Genomic DNA, 15,147 nt, shown 5'->3' on the forward strand with positions numbered 1-15,147 from the left:
TGGGCAGTTTTGCCCGCCGCGCTGTCTATCTCTCTGCCATGCTTTTCCATTGGCCTTTTGGTCGTTAGGGAGAACTCCGTTCTTATGATTCGCCGTTCGTTGCCTGCCGTATTCGCCTTGATTTTCGCTGCCCCGTTACTGGCGGCGCCTGCGGGTCAGCAGACCCTGTTCAACTTCGTCCGCCCTGCCGATGTGGTGAAAGTCGTCACCGAAAACACTGATCTGCCACAAGCCAACGCCGAGCAAACCCCGGAAGGTGAAGTGCTGCGCCGGGTGACGTTCAACCCGGTAGCCCGCCCGACCCTGCGCCTGACCCCGCAAACCGGCGCCTGGGACTGGTCGCAGTCGGGCATGATGAGCCTGCGTCTGCAGAGCGCAATGAACTGGGCCGTGACGGTTTACGTGCAAATCCAGAGCAACAACGGCCAGACCCTGACCAGCCGCGTTGACCTGCCGGCCGGCCCTGCGCAAACCCTGCTGGTGCCGCTGGTGGCAACTTCGCCGCTGAGCCAGGGCATGAAGGCCGGGCCGCCGATGCCGATGACCGTCGATGGCCAGCGCATTCTGCTGGCCAGCAGCAGCGGCGAACTGGATCGCAGCCAGGTGGTGTCGGTCAGCCTGTGGATGGATCAGCCGAAAGCCGCGCAAAGCCTGCTGCTCGAACGTTTCGGTGTGCAGGACGGCGATACCGTGACCCGGGCCGTCTACGGCAATCTGGTGGACGCCTACGGGCAGTCGACCCGCAGCAAATGGCCGGAAAAAATCAGCAACGACGAACAACTGAAATCTGCCGCCGCCAAGGAACAGCAACAGCTGAAAACCTGGCTGGCCGAGCGCGAAAAATCTTCGCTGGACAAGTTCGGTGGCTGGAATAAGGGGCCGGCGTTCAAGGCCAGCGGCTTTTTCCGCACTGAAAAGCGTGACGGTCGCTGGTATCTGGTGACCCCTGAAGGGCATCCGTTCTATTCGCTGGGGGTCAACACCGTCAGCCCGCAGGTCAACCAGACCTACGTGGCTGGGCGTGAGTGGATGTTCGAATCCCTGCCCAAGGCCGACGAGCCACTCGCCAGTCATTTCGGCGAAGGCGACAACCGTGGCGGCAATGGTGCCGATCAGGGCCGAGGCTATGGCAACGGGCGCTGGTACGATTTTTACGGCGCCAACCTGCAACGCCTGTACGGTGAACCTTGCGCGGCACAGGCGCAAGCCGAACCACCAGCCGCGCCGTGCAAGGCCACTGTCGATCAGCAGAAGTGGGCCACCCACACCCTCGACCGCCTCCAGGCCTGGGGCTTTAACACGGTCGGCAACTGGAGTGCCGACGCGCTCGCCGACGCCGAGCGGGTGCCGTACACCTTGCCGCTGTCGATCGTCGGCGACTACACCAGCATCAGCACCGGCAGCGACTGGTGGGGCGGCATGCCTGATCCGTTCGACCCGCGTTTCGCCATGGCCACCGAGCGCGCCGTGGCCATCGCCGCCCGCGATCATCGTGATGATCCGTGGCTGATCGGCTACTACGCCGACAACGAACTGGCCTGGGCCGGTCCGGGCGATGATCCGCAGTCGCGCTATGCCCTGGCCTATGGCACGTTGAAGATGACTACCGACGTGCCGGCCAAACGCGCGTTTCTCAAGCAGCTGCGCGACAAGTACCGCAACCAGGCGGGCCTGTCGAAAGCCTGGGGCATTGATCTGCCGGCATGGGAGTTGATGGAAGACCCGGGTTTCGTGCCACCGATGCCGAATCCGGAGCACCCGGAAATCGAAAACGACTTCAAATACTTCCAGAAGGTGTTCGCCGACACCTACTTCAAAACCATCTCCGATTCGCTGAAGTGGCACGCGCCGAATCAGTTGCTGCTCGGTGGTCGTTTCGCCACCAGCACCCCGGAAGCCGTGGCGTCCTGTGCACAGTATTGCGACGTGCTGAGTTTCAACCTGTATACGCTGAAACCGCAGGACGGCTATGACTTCGCCGCTCTGCGTGCCCTCGACAAACCGGTGCTGATTACCGAGTTCAACTTCGGCTCCAGTGATCGCGGCCCGTTCTGGGGTGGCGTGACGCAACTGGCGAAGGAAGAAGATCGCGGCCCGGCGTATGCCAACTTCCTCAAACAGGCGTTAAGCGAACCGTCGATTGTCGGCGTGCACTGGTTCCAGTATCTGGATCAACCGGTGACCGGGCGTCTGCTTGATGGCGAGAACGGGCACTTTGGTCTGGTGGGGATTACCGATCTGCCGTATCAGGGTTTCGTCGAAGCGGTGCGCAAGAGCAATCTGCAGGCGATCGATCAATTGGGCAAAGAGGCTGAGAAGGCCGCGGCCGCTGTCGGTCATGAAGCGGAGGGCGGGCGCAAGGGTGAAGCTGGAAAAGGCCCGGGGGCCGGGCATGCGGGTGGGCATTCGGGCAATGGTCATTGAGGTTTGATGCCTTAAAGTTCGCAGCCTTCGGCAGCTCCTGCAGGGAATGGAATTTTGTAGCAGCTGCCGCAGGCTGCGATCTTTTGATTTTGCGTTGAAATGACCACCCGGCCCGCAGCTGTTCCCAAATCCCTCAAGGGCTGGAACAATGCGGGCCACTTTGTAGAGCGTTTTCGCGGGGGAGTTGCGGGTGCAGATTCAGGGCCATTACGAGCTTCAATTCGAAGCGGTGCGCGAGGCTTTCGCGGCACTGTTCGACGATCCCCAGGAACGCGGCGCAGCGCTGTGCATCAAGGTCGGCGGAGAAACCGTCCTCGACCTCTGGTCCGGTACGGCCGACAAGGACGGTACCGAAGCCTGGCACAGCGACACCATCGCCAACCTGTTCTCCTGCACCAAGACGTTCACTGCGGTCACCGCGCTGCAACTGGTGGCCGAAGGCAAACTGCAACTGGACGCACCGGTTGCCCGCTACTGGCCGGAATTTGCCGCCGCTGGCAAAGAAACCGTCACCCTGCGCCAATTGCTCTGCCATCAGGCCGGTCTGCCAGCGCTGCGCGAGTTGCTCGCACCCGCCGCCCTCTACGAATGGCAAACCATGGTCGACGCCCTTGCGGCCGAAGCGCCGTGGTGGACGCCGGGCACCGGTCACGGCTATGCCGCCATCACTTATGGCTGGCTGGTCGGGGAGTTGCTGCGTCGTGCTGACGGTCGTGGGCCGGGCGATTCGATCGTCGCCCGCGTCGCCAGACCGTTAGGGCTGGATTTCCACGTCGGTCTGGCTGACGCAGAGTTCCACCGCGTGGCGCATATTGCTCGCGGCAAGGGCAATGTCGGCGATGCCGCGGCTCAGCGTCTGCTGCAGGTGACTATGCGCGAACCGACCGCCATGACCACTCGCGCCTTTACTAATCCGCCGTCGGTGCTGACCAGCACCAACAAACCGGAATGGCGACGCATGCAGCAGCCGGCCGCCAATGGTCATGGCAACGCGCGCAGCCTGGCCGGTTTCTACGCTGGCTTGCTCGATGGCAGCCTGCTCGAAAGCGAAATGCTCGAAGAACTGACCCGCGAACACAGTTACGGCGAAGACAAGACCCTGCTGACCCGCACCCGTTTCGGCCTGGGCTGCATGCTCGATCAGCCGGACATGGCCAATGCCACCTATGGCCTCGGCCCGCGGGCGTTTGGTCATCCGGGTGCGGGCGGTTCGGTGGGTTTTGCTGATCCCGAGCATGATGTCGCGTTCGGTTTTGTGACAAATACCCTTGGGCCTTACGTCTTGATGGATCCGCGCGCGCAGCAACTGGCGCGGGTACTTGCCACTTGTCTGTAAAGCGTTACATGAGGTTCCAGGGTTGGAACCAGATTCGGATTTTTGATTCAAAGCGTCTGTTTATCCGGGCAAAAGAGCTCTGATCTTTCATTACTTCACTTTGTGGATTTTCAATGTCATCCAAAAAAACTCTCGCCCTGGCCCTGTGCGTTGCAATGACCGGTTGTGCACAGACTCCTAAAAACGATGCGGACGGCGGCAGCTGGTGGCCGTTCGGATCTTCCGACAAAGTGGCGGCCAAAGAGCCGGCCCCGGCTCCAGCCCCGCTCAAACCTGCCGCGACCGCACCCGTGGCCAAGACTGAAAGCAGCAGCCACTGGTACTGGCCGTTCGGCAGCTCTGATGACGCGGCGGCCAAGGCCGACGTGAAACCCGAAGTCAAACCAGAAGCAAAACCGGCGGTAGTGGCCAAGGCCGATGCTGACACCGGCACAAAGTGGTGGTGGCCGTTCGGCGGCAAGGATCAGTCCACGGCGAAAGTGGTGCCGATGCCTGACCCGAAAGTCACTCAGGCCTGGCTGGATGACTACGAGCCGCGCCTGCGTGCAGCGATCAAGGACAGCAATCTGCAACTCGAGCGCCGTGACAACGTTCTGGTGGTGATCGCGCCGGTTGAAGGCTCGTTCAACCCGAAACGTCCAGCGATGCTGTTGCCGGTGACCCTCAGCCCGTTCACCAATGTCGCGAAAATCCTCGAAGCTGACCCGAAAACTGCAGTTCTGGTGCTTGGTCACAGCGACAACACTGGCGCCGCGCCGGCCAACGTCAAGCTCAGCCAGGAGCGCGCTCAGTCCGTGGCGGCAATCTTCCGCCTGAGCGGCTTGCAGCGTGATCGCCTGATGCTGCGCGGCATGGGTGGCGATGCCCCGCGTGCGGCCAACGACAGCGCCGAAGGCCGTGCCCTGAACCGTCGCGTCGAACTGCTGGTGACCCCGCAGAACACCATGGTGGCCCTGCTGAGCAAATACAACATGCCGGCGCCTGCACCGACCACGATGCTTGCCGCACAGGACGTCAAACCGGCAGCCAAACCGGTAACCCCGGCGCCGGCCGCTTCGAAGGCCGCCGTACCTGCAACCAAAAAGGCTCCGGCGAAGAAAGCCGCTGCCAAGGCACCAGCGAAGAAGGCGGCGACCAAGGCTCCGGCGAAAACCCCAGCCAAGAAAACCGCTCCGGCCAAAGCCGCGACGACTGACAAGAAAGTTGCCGCCAGCGATACTTCCAAGCAGTGATCCGCTAACGAAAAGGAATGCGCCATGACCCAGGCTCTGGCAGATATGCGTCGTGATTACACCCGGGATGGTCTGACCGAGGCGCAAGCCCCGGCTGAACCCTTTGCGTTGTTCCACCAGTGGTTCGCCGATGCGGTGAAAACCGAACAGGCGCCGGTGGAGGCCAACGCCATGACCCTGGCCACGGTCGATGCAGACGGTCGCCCGCATTGTCGCATTCTGCTGCTCAAGGGCCTGGACGAGCAGGGCTTCACCTTTTTCACCAATTACGACAGCGCCAAGGGCCAGCATCTGGCGGCCAACCCGTTGGCTGCCATGACGTTCTTCTGGCCGACCCTGGAGCGCCAGGTGCGCATCGAAGGGTGTGTGGTGAAAGTCACGCCTGCTGAGTCCGATGCTTATTATCAGGTGCGTCCGCTGGGCAGTCGGCTCGGGGCCTGGGCTTCACCGCAGAGCCGGGTGATCAACGGGCGCGGCGAACTGGAAGAGTTGCTCAAGGCCACCGAGCAGCGTTTCAGCGATACGCAACCGCACTGTCCGGAACACTGGGGCGGTTATCGCCTGCTGCCTGAGCGCATCGAGTTCTGGCAGGGCCGTCCAAGTCGTCTGCACGATCGCCTGAACTACCGTCAGCAGGGTGCCGACTGGATTCTTGAACGTCTGGCGCCTTAAGCAGTCTACCGAGCGGGATAGCTTGCCGCAGCGGCCTCAAGCCACTTCGGCAGGTCCCGACGCTTGATCTTCTGCACGCGGGCATCGGCCAGTCGTTGCAGCATGAAGGCGCGTTTGTCTTCATCCTTGCCCGCCAGCGACAGGGCCAGATCACGATCCATCCAGCGTTTGATCCGCACGTACAGCCACCCATGGAAGTACAGGCCGGCGACGGTGGTGACGAAAATGATCAGGTAATCCATGAAAACCCTTGGGTTGGCAGGGCGGATTGGGCGATTTGGCGCTACTGTTGGGTGGGGCTGCAGGTGCCTGTACCGGGCCTGAATAAAATCAAGTTTATCCGGGCTGCGTCGTGACAGGCGTCAAGCAGCGGGGTTTAATGAACACCTGTTCTTTTGGAGTTGATGCTATGCGTAAGTCTGTTCTGCTGGTTGCTTCTTTTTCCACGATGGCGATGTTGCTGACCGGCTGCCAGTCGAGCCTGACCGGTGACTCCTACTCCCGTGACGAAGCGCGTCGTGTGCAGACGATTCGCATGGGTACCATCGAATCCCTGCGTCCGGTGAAAATCGAAGGCACCAAGACCCCGATCGGCGGCGCTGCAGGCGCAGTGGTCGGCGGTGTCGGCGGCAGCGCCATCGGTGGCGGCAAGGGCAGCATCGTTGCGGCGGTCATCGGCGCCGTGGCCGGCGGCCTGATCGGTTCGGCCACTGAAGAAGGCCTGACCCGCACCCAGGGCGTGGAAATCACCGTGCGCGAAGACGACGGCAGCATGCGCGCCTACGTGCAACAGGTTCAGGAAAACGAAGTGTTCCGTGTCGGTGAGCGCGTACGCATCTCCACCGTCGGTGGCACCAGCCGCGTTTCGCACTAAGCGCGAACGAGCGGTAAAACAAAAACCCGATCAGGTGACTGGTCGGGTTTTTTTTGTCAAGACTAATCAGTATTACTCACTTCCATAACAGCTCAATTGAAAGTCATATTCCGGAACGTAAAATGGCCGGCCGATTAAAACTTCGAGTTGTGTTATTTGCTTGGGGTCGAGATCGTAGCCGTAGATTTCGTCTTCTGGCACGGTCCACTTCATGATTGTTCTGAGCTGGTCGATTTTCCCGTCTGGAACAGGTATTTCGAAAACAAGGAGTGACGTTTTTTTATCATAGGCATCGACAGTATGATTAAGTTTTGGGTAGCGACATGTCATTCGATGCATACCAGTTGAACTATACGATTTACACCTGATAGCTGTTTCCCGGTCCAGTCTTCCAAAATATTAATCTGTTCCTCAGACAGGTCGTACCCATCAAACTCATCTTCCGGTTGCTTCCAGTTCATGAGTACCTTCAGCGCGTCCTCATGATGTTCGGCGATATCAACGCTTAGGAGTAAAACCTCGGTTTTTTGATCAAATACCTCAACTATATGTTTCACTTTTCTACTCTCCTTTTGGGGTCAGCAGGCTTGGTCTGTTCCCCGGTTCTCGGGTCATATTCTCCAAGGTGTTTTCCTTGTTTGGTGTACAACTCAACCTTGCCGTGCTGGGAATCCCATTCATAAATTTTCCCTGATAGATCCTTCCATCGCCTGCGTTTTTTTCCTCCCCCACGAACAGACGTTTTCATTGGTGCGGATTTGGCCTCAGGAAAGGCTGTAAGGGAGTTTGGGGCCGGATGATATTTGATATCCCCAGCAATATTCAGAACGATGTATACCGGCGCTACCCCCGAATCCGCCGGAAACACCAGAATGAAATCCCGATACTCCGGCGGATAAACCGGATTCACCAGAATCCCGTCCGCCGCTTTCGTCGGCGGATACACCCAGATGTGCGGTGCTTGCGGTGCAGCCTCCAGCGCCGGAATACCGAGAACGTCCGAGCCATCCACCGCCGGCGTCCAGATCAGTTCGACGCCTTCACCAAGGTCCGCAATGAATTGACTGCCACGCGTGCTGAACTGCACGATATCGACCATTTCCCAATCGCGATTCCTGCCGGTGTAGAAGCCGTAGCCCCGCAGACTGCCGTCGGCTTGTTGTTCGACGCGCAGGCGCACGCGGGTGCGCGCCTGTTTGAGGCTACGCAGTTGCTCGTCGCTATAGAGTGCGCTGTCGCCGAGGCTGGAAGGCAGGAGCAGCGCCACCAGTCCTGCCAGGGTGGCGGTGGCCGTTCCGGCGGCGATGGCGGGTAGCGCCTCGAAGGCGGCGCCGGCCAGGGCGAAACTGCCGAATCCGGCGGGAATGGCTGTGGCGCCGATTTTCTTCAGGGCAACGCCGCCCGTTTCATCGCTTTCGCGTGCACCCAGCAGGATCAGCTCGCCGTAATCCTTGAGGCTGTCGGTCGGCACCATCCCCGAAGGATTTGCGTAGTCGATGATCGCGTCCGGCAATTTGCAGGACTTGGCGAACACGCATCCGGCACGCACCGGATCTGGCTTTTGGGCCGCTATCTCGCGGCTGCGCTCAAAGGCCTCCTGCCGCGCCAGCATGGCGTCGTAAGCGTTTTGCCGGGCTTCGCGCTCGGCCAGTTCAGTGGCCGTCATGTAGCGCCAGGTGACGTGATGACCGTCGCCCGCCGGCGGGTTGGGGACCCGGGGAATGTCCTTGTTGCGAGCCACTGAGCGTCCTTTCGTTCATCCATCGACAGGCCCTCGAAAGGGCTGTGCGACGTTAACGAAGCGGACAAAGGCTGGCTGTAGGACGGATCTTTGATTAAGTGCGGATTGTTCGCTATTGGTCAGGCAGGGGGCGAGCAGGCCGCTTCAGCTCAAGAACGGAGGGAAGGTTCTGTGCCGTTACTGCAAAAGCCTGATACCCATTTGCCCAGAATCTGGCAGTTGGTGGAAGAATTGAGCCTCAGCTGTATCTGTGAGGCCTGCAGGTTTTTTCCTATGCTTGAGAGCTGAGCCTGTGACGAGGCAATTCCTGCCCGAATCAACGAGAACATGACCATGAGCGACAACCGACAGTGGGCCCGTGAAGCGATCCGCATCATCGAAGCGGACTTCCAGCGCAGCGCCGACACCCATCTGATCCCCTTGCCGCTGCCGGGCTTCGCAGGCATCGAGTTGTACTTCAAAGACGAGTCGAGCCATCCCACCGGCAGCCTCAAGCATCGCCTGGCGCGCTCGCTGTTCCTGTATGCGTTGTGTAACGGCTGGCTCAAACCCGGCGCGCCGGTGATCGAGGCGTCCAGCGGTTCGACGGCGATTTCCGAAGCGTATTTCGCGCGCATGCTTGGCTTGCCGTTCATTGCGGTGATGCCGGCGACCACTTCGAAAGAGAAGATCGCGCAGATCGCCTTCTACGGTGGCCAGAGCCATCTGGTTCAGGATCCGACGCAGATTTACGCCGAGTCCGAACGTCTGGCCCGCGAGCATGGCGGCCACTTCATCGACCAGTTCACCTACGCCGAGCGGGCCACCGACTGGCGGGCGAACAACAACATCGCCGAGTCGATCTTCCAGCAGATGCGGTTCGAAAAACACCCGGAACCGAGCTGGCTGATTTCCAGCCCCGGCACCGGCGGCACCACCGCGACTCTCGGCCGTTACGTGCGTTATCGCCAGCACTGTACCCGGGTGTTGTGCGCCGATGCCGAGCGCTCGGTGTTCTTCGATTACTACCAGACGGGCGACGCGAGCCTGCGTCTGGACTGCGGTTCGCGGATCGAAGGCATCGGTCGGCCCCGGGTCGAGGCGTCGTTCCTGCCGCAGGTGATCGATGCGATGGTCAAGGTGCCGGACGCCTTGTCGCTGGCGGCCATGCATTATCTGGCGCAGCGTCTGGGACGGCATGTCGGCGGGTCGAGCGGCACCAACCTGATCGGCGCGCTGATGGCGGCGCAGCAGATGAAAGCGGCGGGGGAGTCGGGGTCGATCGTGGCGATTCTGTGCGATGGCGGCGAGCGCTATGCCGATACCTATTACGATCAGGACTGGCTAAAGGCGCAGGGCTATGAGCTGGAGGGGTTGATTGCGGCGGTGGCGGCGAGTGCCGAGAAAGGTGAGCCGTTGCCGACCTCGGTGTTGCGCGCGAATATCTGATACACCGAAAACCACTGTGGGAGCTGGCTTGCCAGCGATAGCGGATTGTCAGTCAACATCAATGTCGAATCTGAGTCCGTCATCGCTGGCAAGCCAGCTCCCACAGGATTGCGCGTTTTGCAGATTTGGCTGATCAGGCTTCCAGGCCGAGAATATCCCGCGCCACAGCTTCCGCAATCCGAATCCCGTCCACACCCGCCGACAGAATCCCGCCCGCATACCCCGCGCCTTCACCAGCCGGGAACAGACCTTTGACGTTCATGCTCTGCAGCGACTCGTTACGCGTGATGCGCAGCGGCGACGAAGTACGGGTTTCGATGCCGGTCAGTACGGCATCGTGCAGCGAGTAGCCACGAATCTGCTTCTCGAACGCCGGCAACGCTTCGCGGATCGCTTCGATGGCGAAGTCCGGCAGCGCCAGGGCCAGGTCGCCCAGGGCCACGCCCGGTTTGTACGACGGCTCGACTTCGCCCAGTTCGGTCGACGGGGTGCCGTTGATGAAGTCGCCGACCAGTTGTGCGGGGGCCTTGTAATCGCTGCCGCCGAGGATGAACGCGTGGGATTCCAGACGCTCCTGCAACTCGATACCGGCCAGCGGGCCACCCGGGTAATCGACTTCCGGAGTGATGCCGACGACGATCCCGGAGTTGGCGTTGCGCTCGTTACGCGAGTACTGGCTCATGCCGTTGGTGACCACGCGATTCGGCTCGGACGTCGCCGCCACCACGGTGCCGCCCGGGCACATGCAGAAGCTGTAGACCGAACGGCCGTTCTTGGCGTGGTGCACCAGTTTGTAATCGGCAGCGCCGAGCTTCGGGTGGCCGGCGTATTTGCCCAGCCGCGCACGGTCGATCAGCGACTGCGGGTGTTCGATGCGGAAACCCACCGAGAACGGCTTGGCTTCCATGAACACGCCACGGCTGTGGAGCATGCGGAAGGTGTCGCGGGCACTGTGGCCGAGGGCCAGGATCACGTGTTTCGAATGCAGGGTTTCACCGCTCGCCAGTTCGACGCCGACCAGTTGGCCGTCTTCGATCAGCACATCGGTGACGCGCTCCTGAAAGCGCACTTCGCCGCCCAGGGCGCGGATCTCTTCACGCATGGTCTCGACCATGCCGGTCAGACGGAAGGTACCGATGTGCGGTTTGCTGACATAGAGAATTTCTTCCGGCGCGCCGGCCTTGACGAATTCGTGCAGGACTTTGCGGCCGAGGAACTTCGGATCCTTGATCTGGCTGTACAGCTTGCCGTCGGAGAACGTGCCCGCGCCGCCTTCGCCGAACTGCACGTTGGACTCGGGGTTGAGCACACTTTTACGCCACAGACCCCAGGTGTCCTTGGTGCGCTGGCGGACTTCGGTGCCGCGTTCGAGGATGATCGGCTTGAAGCCCATCTGTGCCAGCAACAGGCCGGCGAAGATCCCGCACGGGCCGAAACCGACCACGATCGGGCGCTGGTTCAGGTCGCTCGGCGCCTGACCGACGAATTTATAGCTGACATCCGGCGCCACGTTGACGTTACGGTCGTCGGCGAACTTGCCCAGCACCTTGGCCTCGTCGCGCACGGTGAGGTCGATGGTGTAGATGAAGCACAGTTCGGAGGACTTTTTGCGCGCGTCGTAGCTGCGCTTGAACAAGGTGAAATCGAGCAGGTCATCGCTGGCGATGCCCAGGCGCTGCACGATGGCGGCACGCAGGTCTTCTTCGGGATGGTCGATTGGCAGCTTGAGTTCGGTGATTCGTAACATGGCGAGGATCCGGATTCGCGGGGCGCACAACTGCGCCAGGGCGTTTGAAGGCCGCGATTATAAGCCGCAAAGGCCGGATCCGGTGAGGCTAAAACGCTCAGTCGTTACGCGATCCGCCGAAATACCCGCAACCACGCTCGACCTTGCCGTCGATGCGCAGCTCGGCGCTCATGTGCTGCACGCTGCCGGTGCTGCTGTCGACGCAGCGTTGCGGCGCGACCCATAGCTCGATGCGCTGGTTGTTGGCTTCGCTGCTGAGGTTGAAGCGGCCGTCGCCCAGTTGTTCTTCGACATACGGCACGGCCAGCGCCGGTTGGCCTTCACGGTCGATGACCATGCCCTTGCCGCTGACTTTGACGTTCCACTCGGGACCGTGGCCGGCGGCGCGCAGGATCAACAGTTTGAAGTTCGGGTCATCGCACGCGGTGCCGGAACTTTCGACGCGATACAACTGACCGAGGTCGAGGCGGTCGCCGTCGATCTTCCCGCGTACATCGGCAAACAGCTTGCCCTGCTGATCGGCGAGGGTCGCGGCCTCTTGCAGCACGCTGGTGCCGCCGATGTCATTGACCACGTACTGACGGTGTTCGCCACAGGGCTGGAACACCAGTTTGCCGTCGGCCGCCGTCAATTGCCCCTGCATCCGTGATTGCCCGACATGGGATGCGCTTTCGCGCGGGCCATCAAGCAATTGGCAGGCGGCGAACAATGGCAGCAAGGCAACAACGATCAACGAACGGGCAACACGCATCTTCGGCTCTCCAGACAAGTGCTGCCACGTTACGCAGGCTGACCGTCGATCACAAGACTTGAGTGGGCGGCTCGGGCTTGCTATTGAGTTGCCCGTTGCCCGCCAGCATAGTGACGTACCTGTGCGGGCATGGATTGATGGTGCATGAAGCAAAACCCTTCGGTATTCCCTGAGCGGCTGTACGCGCTGGACGCCCTGCGCGGCATCGCGGCATTGGCTGTGGTGTTCTGGCATTGGCAGCACTTCTTTTTTCAAGGCGCAGCGCCCGGGCCGTTGCAACGTGAAGACCAGCCGTTGTACAGCCTGTTTTCATTGTTCTACCGACATGGCGGTGATGCCGTATCGCTCTTCTTCAGTCTTTCCGGATTCATTTTTTTCTGGTTGTTCGCCCGAGCGCTGGCGCAACGCGAAATCAGCGGCAAACAGTTTTTCATTGAACGTTTCAGTCGGATCTATCCCTTGCACCTGGCGACTTTTTTTGCGGTAGCCATGCTGCAGAAAATCTACAGCGCGCATACCGGCAACGCGTTTGTTTACCCGTTCAACGATGCCTGGCACGCGCTCCTCAATGTGTTTCTGGCGCCGGCCTGGGGGCTTGAGCAGGGCTGGTCATTTAACGGCCCGGCCTGGTCGATATCGGTGGAGGTGTTGCTTTATGCAGGGTTTTTCCTGCTGTGGCGTTACTCGCTTCCGCCGTTGCTGGCCAGCGCGTTGCTGATTGCCGTGAGCCTGTGGCTGTTTCCGGCGCAGTACAAAATCAGCCTCGGGGTGTTTGGTTTTTTCAGTGGTGGATTGGCTTACATCGCCGTGGACGGGTTGTTGCGGCGTTTTGATTTGCGTTGGGTCGCCGCCGGGCTGGTGCTGACCTGTGTGGCGGGCTGGTTGTTGATCGGCAGCGATGAGGTGCAATCACAACGCATCAGGTTTGCCGTGCTGTTCCCGTTGACCATCGTTGCCGTTGCGGCTTGCCACCCATGGTTGCAACCGCTAGCGCGCCGTTTGTCTTGGCTTGGGGACATCAGCTATGCATCCTACCTGCTGCACTTTCCGCTGCAGATTGTCGCGGCCCTGCTGGCTGATAAATTCCTGCCCGGACGTGCCGTGTTTTATCAGCCGTGGAGCCTGCTGCTGTTCTTTGCCGTGCTGATCGGCAGCAGCCTGCTATGTCATTACTGGTTCGAACGGCCGCTGCAGCGCTGGTTGCGCGAACGTGCGGGCGGGCGCACCGCAGGAGCCGAAGTGGCCCGCTGATGCACCCCTGCCTGCGCGGTCGTCAGTTGACGTGAAAGGTCTGACCGGTTTGCAGGCCTTCGACGCTTTTCGCGTAGGCCAGCGCCACATCCGCCGCCGGCACCGGCTTGTAGCCACGGAAGTACGGGGCGTAGCTGCCCATGGCTTCCAGCAGCACCGTCGGGCTGATCGAGTTCACCCGCAGACCGCGCGGCAGTTCGATGGCGGCGGCTTTGACGAAGCTGTCCAGTGCGCCGTTGACCAATGCCGCCGAGGCGCCGGTACGGATCGGGTCGTGGCTGAGCACGCCGCTGGTGAAGGTGAACGAGGCGCCGTCGTTGGCGTATTCGCGGCCGATCAGCAGCAGGTTGACCTGGCCCATCAGTTTGTCTTTCAGGCCGAGGGCGAAGCTGTCGGCGTTCATCTCGCCGAGTGGGGCGAAGGTCACGTTGCCGGCTGCGCAGATCAGCGCGTCGAACTTGCCGGTTTGCTCGAACAGCCGGCGAATCGAGTCGCTGTCGCTGATGTCGACCCGGAAGTCGCCGCTGCTGCGACCGATACGAATCACTTCGTGACGCTGGCTCAGCTCTTTATCCACGGCCGAACCGATGGTGCCGGCGGCACCGATCAACAGAATCTTCATGGGACTGTTCCTCAATGGGTTGAACGAGGGTTCAGTCTAGAGTGGTTTTTTCTGCGGATAAGCGCACTAATAGGCAACCTTTGGTTTTCAAATGGAAACAGTCCATGAGTGAAATGGATGATCTCGCGGCGTTCGCGGTGTTGATCGAGGCCGGCAGTTTTACCTTGGCGGCGCAGCAGCTGGGTTGCAGCAAGGGCCAGTTGTCCAAACGTATCAGTCAGCTGGAGGCGCAGTTTTCCGTGGTGTTGCTGCAACGCACCACGCGCCGCTTGAGCCTGACGGCGGCGGGCGCGGCATTGTTGCCGCAAGCCCAGGCGCTGGTGGTGCAAGTGGAGCGGGCACGTCAGGCGTTGGCGCGTTTGAAAGACGACATGGCCGGTCCGGTGCGGATGACAGTGCCGGTGTCGCTGGGGGAAACGTTTTTCGACGGCTTGCTGCTGGAGTTCTCGCAGAAGTATCCAGAGGTGCAGATCGAGCTGGAGCTGAACAACCACTATCGCGACCTGTCCCGGGACGGCTTCGATCTGGCGATTCGCTCCGAGGTGGCCAATGACGAGCGGTTGGTGGCCAAACCCCTGCTGGCGTGGCAGGAAATGACCTGCGCCAGCCCGATATACCTTGAACAATTCGGCGAACCGCTGACCCCGCAGGAGCTGGCCGAACACCGCTGCCTGCTCAACAGTCATTACAGTGGCCGTGAAGAATGGCTGTATCACCAACAGCACGAATTGCTGCGGGTGCGGGTGTCGGGGCCGTTCGCCAGCAACCATTACAACCTGCTGAAGAAAGCCGCCCTGGCCGGCGCCGGTATCGCACGGTTGCCGTCGTATCTGCTGCAAACGGAACTGGCTGACGGCCGGTTGCGCTGGCTGTTGCGCGATTTTCAGACGCGCCGGATGCCGATGTATCTGGTCCACCCCTATCAGGGCGGGTTGCCCAAACGCACGCAGGTGCTGGCGGATTATCTGATTGGCTGGTTCAAACGCAGCGGCGAGGCGCTGGATCGCCTGGCGCATTGACCACGATGCCTGTGATATCCCTGTAGGAGCTGCCGAAGGCTGCGATCTTT

At 60.9% G+C, this 15,147-nt stretch carries 14 protein-coding genes; 8 read left to right on the forward strand and 6 right to left on the reverse strand.

Features of this window, described 5'->3' with window-relative positions:
* Window positions 1-84: 84 nt before the first annotated feature.
* From GTQ41_RS06560 to pdxH, 4 genes are all read left to right on the forward strand, one after another.
* Window positions 85-2,424 (forward strand): beta-galactosidase, encoded by a 2,340-nt coding sequence (locus GTQ41_RS06560; RefSeq protein ID WP_047292083.1) that lies wholly within the window; start codon window positions 85-87, stop codon window positions 2,422-2,424.
* Between the two features lie 190 nt (window positions 2,425-2,614).
* Window positions 2,615-3,760: a serine hydrolase domain-containing protein gene (locus GTQ41_RS06565; RefSeq protein WP_047292085.1), complete on the forward strand. Its 1,146-nt coding sequence runs from the start codon at window positions 2,615-2,617 to the stop codon at window positions 3,758-3,760.
* A gap of 113 nt (window positions 3,761-3,873) precedes the next feature.
* Window positions 3,874-4,992: an OmpA family protein gene (locus tag GTQ41_RS06570; RefSeq protein WP_047292087.1), complete on the forward strand. Its 1,119-nt coding sequence runs from the start codon at window positions 3,874-3,876 to the stop codon at window positions 4,990-4,992.
* A gap of 24 nt (window positions 4,993-5,016) precedes the next feature.
* On the forward strand, window positions 5,017-5,664 hold the full coding sequence (gene pdxH, locus GTQ41_RS06575) for a pyridoxamine 5'-phosphate oxidase (RefSeq protein ID WP_047292090.1): 648 nt from the start codon (window positions 5,017-5,019) through the stop codon (window positions 5,662-5,664).
* A gap of 5 nt (window positions 5,665-5,669) precedes the next feature.
* Here the strand turns inward: pdxH and GTQ41_RS06580 are convergent, their stop codons facing one another.
* The gene (locus GTQ41_RS06580; RefSeq protein ID WP_047292092.1) at window positions 5,670-5,906 is read right to left on the reverse strand and encodes a hypothetical protein; all 237 of its coding nucleotides are present in this window, start codon (window positions 5,904-5,906) and stop codon (window positions 5,670-5,672) included.
* Window positions 5,907-6,073: 167 nt separating this feature from the next.
* Between GTQ41_RS06580 and GTQ41_RS06585 the strand changes: the two genes are divergently transcribed.
* On the forward strand, window positions 6,074-6,538 hold the full coding sequence (locus GTQ41_RS06585; protein WP_007969461.1) for a glycine zipper 2TM domain-containing protein: 465 nt from the start codon (window positions 6,074-6,076) through the stop codon (window positions 6,536-6,538).
* A 326-nt stretch (window positions 6,539-6,864) separates the two neighbouring features.
* On the opposite strand, the gene GTQ41_RS06590 is transcribed toward GTQ41_RS06585, so the two are convergent.
* Complete coding sequence (locus tag GTQ41_RS06590) at window positions 6,865-7,095, reverse strand: hypothetical protein (protein ID WP_047292099.1); 231 nt, start codon at window positions 7,093-7,095, stop codon at window positions 6,865-6,867.
* A complete protein-coding gene (locus GTQ41_RS06595) occupies window positions 7,092-8,279 on the reverse strand; it encodes a colicin E3/pyocin S6 family cytotoxin (protein ID WP_047292101.1) in 1,188 nt (395 codons plus the stop codon). The genes GTQ41_RS06590 and GTQ41_RS06595 overlap by 4 nt, the downstream gene beginning before the upstream one ends.
* A gap of 327 nt (window positions 8,280-8,606) precedes the next feature.
* On the opposite strand from GTQ41_RS06595, the gene GTQ41_RS06600 reads away from it, so the two are divergent.
* Window positions 8,607-9,707 (forward strand): PLP-dependent cysteine synthase family protein, encoded by a 1,101-nt coding sequence (locus GTQ41_RS06600; protein WP_179294937.1) that lies wholly within the window; start codon window positions 8,607-8,609, stop codon window positions 9,705-9,707.
* Window positions 9,708-9,840: 133 nt separating this feature from the next.
* On the opposite strand, the gene GTQ41_RS06605 is transcribed toward GTQ41_RS06600, so the two are convergent.
* Together GTQ41_RS06605 and GTQ41_RS06610 are read right to left on the reverse strand one after the other, a co-directional pair.
* Entirely contained in the window at window positions 9,841-11,454 is a 1,614-nt protein-coding gene (locus tag GTQ41_RS06605; protein ID WP_041070589.1) for an NAD(P)/FAD-dependent oxidoreductase, read from the reverse strand.
* Window positions 11,455-11,551: 97 nt separating this feature from the next.
* Complete coding sequence (locus tag GTQ41_RS06610) at window positions 11,552-12,205, reverse strand: COG3650 family protein (RefSeq protein ID WP_047292106.1); 654 nt, start codon at window positions 12,203-12,205, stop codon at window positions 11,552-11,554.
* 144 nt (window positions 12,206-12,349) lie between these two features.
* On the opposite strand from GTQ41_RS06610, the gene GTQ41_RS06615 reads away from it, so the two are divergent.
* On the forward strand, window positions 12,350-13,456 hold the full coding sequence (locus GTQ41_RS06615) for an acyltransferase (RefSeq protein WP_047292108.1): 1,107 nt from the start codon (window positions 12,350-12,352) through the stop codon (window positions 13,454-13,456).
* 22 nt (window positions 13,457-13,478) lie between these two features.
* Here the strand turns inward: GTQ41_RS06615 and GTQ41_RS06620 are convergent, their stop codons facing one another.
* Window positions 13,479-14,078, reverse strand: a complete 600-nt coding sequence (locus GTQ41_RS06620) for a short chain dehydrogenase (protein ID WP_047292110.1) — start codon at window positions 14,076-14,078, stop codon at window positions 13,479-13,481.
* Between the two features lie 104 nt (window positions 14,079-14,182).
* On the opposite strand from GTQ41_RS06620, the gene GTQ41_RS06625 reads away from it, so the two are divergent.
* Complete coding sequence (locus tag GTQ41_RS06625; RefSeq protein ID WP_047292112.1) at window positions 14,183-15,097, forward strand: LysR family transcriptional regulator; 915 nt, start codon at window positions 14,183-14,185, stop codon at window positions 15,095-15,097.
* Window positions 15,098-15,147: the final 50 nt, after the last annotated feature.

Origin of the sequence: Pseudomonas sp. AN-B15 (assembly GCF_019056475.1) — a bacterium.
GTDB classification, from domain to species: domain Bacteria; phylum Pseudomonadota; class Gammaproteobacteria; order Pseudomonadales; family Pseudomonadaceae; genus Aquipseudomonas; species Aquipseudomonas parakoreensis.

Coding starts and splice junctions, on each gene's coding strand:
- GTQ41_RS06620 (WP_047292110.1), bottom strand. CDS start 14,078: ATGAAGATTCTGTTGATCGGTGCCGCCGGCACCATCGGTTCGGCCGTG.
- GTQ41_RS06600 (WP_179294937.1), top strand. CDS start 8,607: ATGACCATGAGCGACAACCGACAGTGGGCCCGTGAAGCGATCCGCATC.
- GTQ41_RS06615 (WP_047292108.1), top strand. CDS start 12,350: ATGAAGCAAAACCCTTCGGTATTCCCTGAGCGGCTGTACGCGCTGGAC.
- GTQ41_RS06585 (WP_007969461.1), top strand. CDS start 6,074: ATGCGTAAGTCTGTTCTGCTGGTTGCTTCTTTTTCCACGATGGCGATG.
- GTQ41_RS06570 (WP_047292087.1), top strand. CDS start 3,874: ATGTCATCCAAAAAAACTCTCGCCCTGGCCCTGTGCGTTGCAATGACC.
- GTQ41_RS06580 (WP_047292092.1), bottom strand. CDS start 5,906: ATGGATTACCTGATCATTTTCGTCACCACCGTCGCCGGCCTGTACTTC.
- GTQ41_RS06605 (WP_041070589.1), bottom strand. CDS start 11,454: ATGTTACGAATCACCGAACTCAAGCTGCCAATCGACCATCCCGAAGAA.
- GTQ41_RS06625 (WP_047292112.1), top strand. CDS start 14,183: ATGAGTGAAATGGATGATCTCGCGGCGTTCGCGGTGTTGATCGAGGCC.
- pdxH (WP_047292090.1), top strand. CDS start 5,017: ATGACCCAGGCTCTGGCAGATATGCGTCGTGATTACACCCGGGATGGT.
- GTQ41_RS06610 (WP_047292106.1), bottom strand. CDS start 12,205: ATGCGTGTTGCCCGTTCGTTGATCGTTGTTGCCTTGCTGCCATTGTTC.
- GTQ41_RS06560 (WP_047292083.1), top strand. CDS start 85: ATGATTCGCCGTTCGTTGCCTGCCGTATTCGCCTTGATTTTCGCTGCC.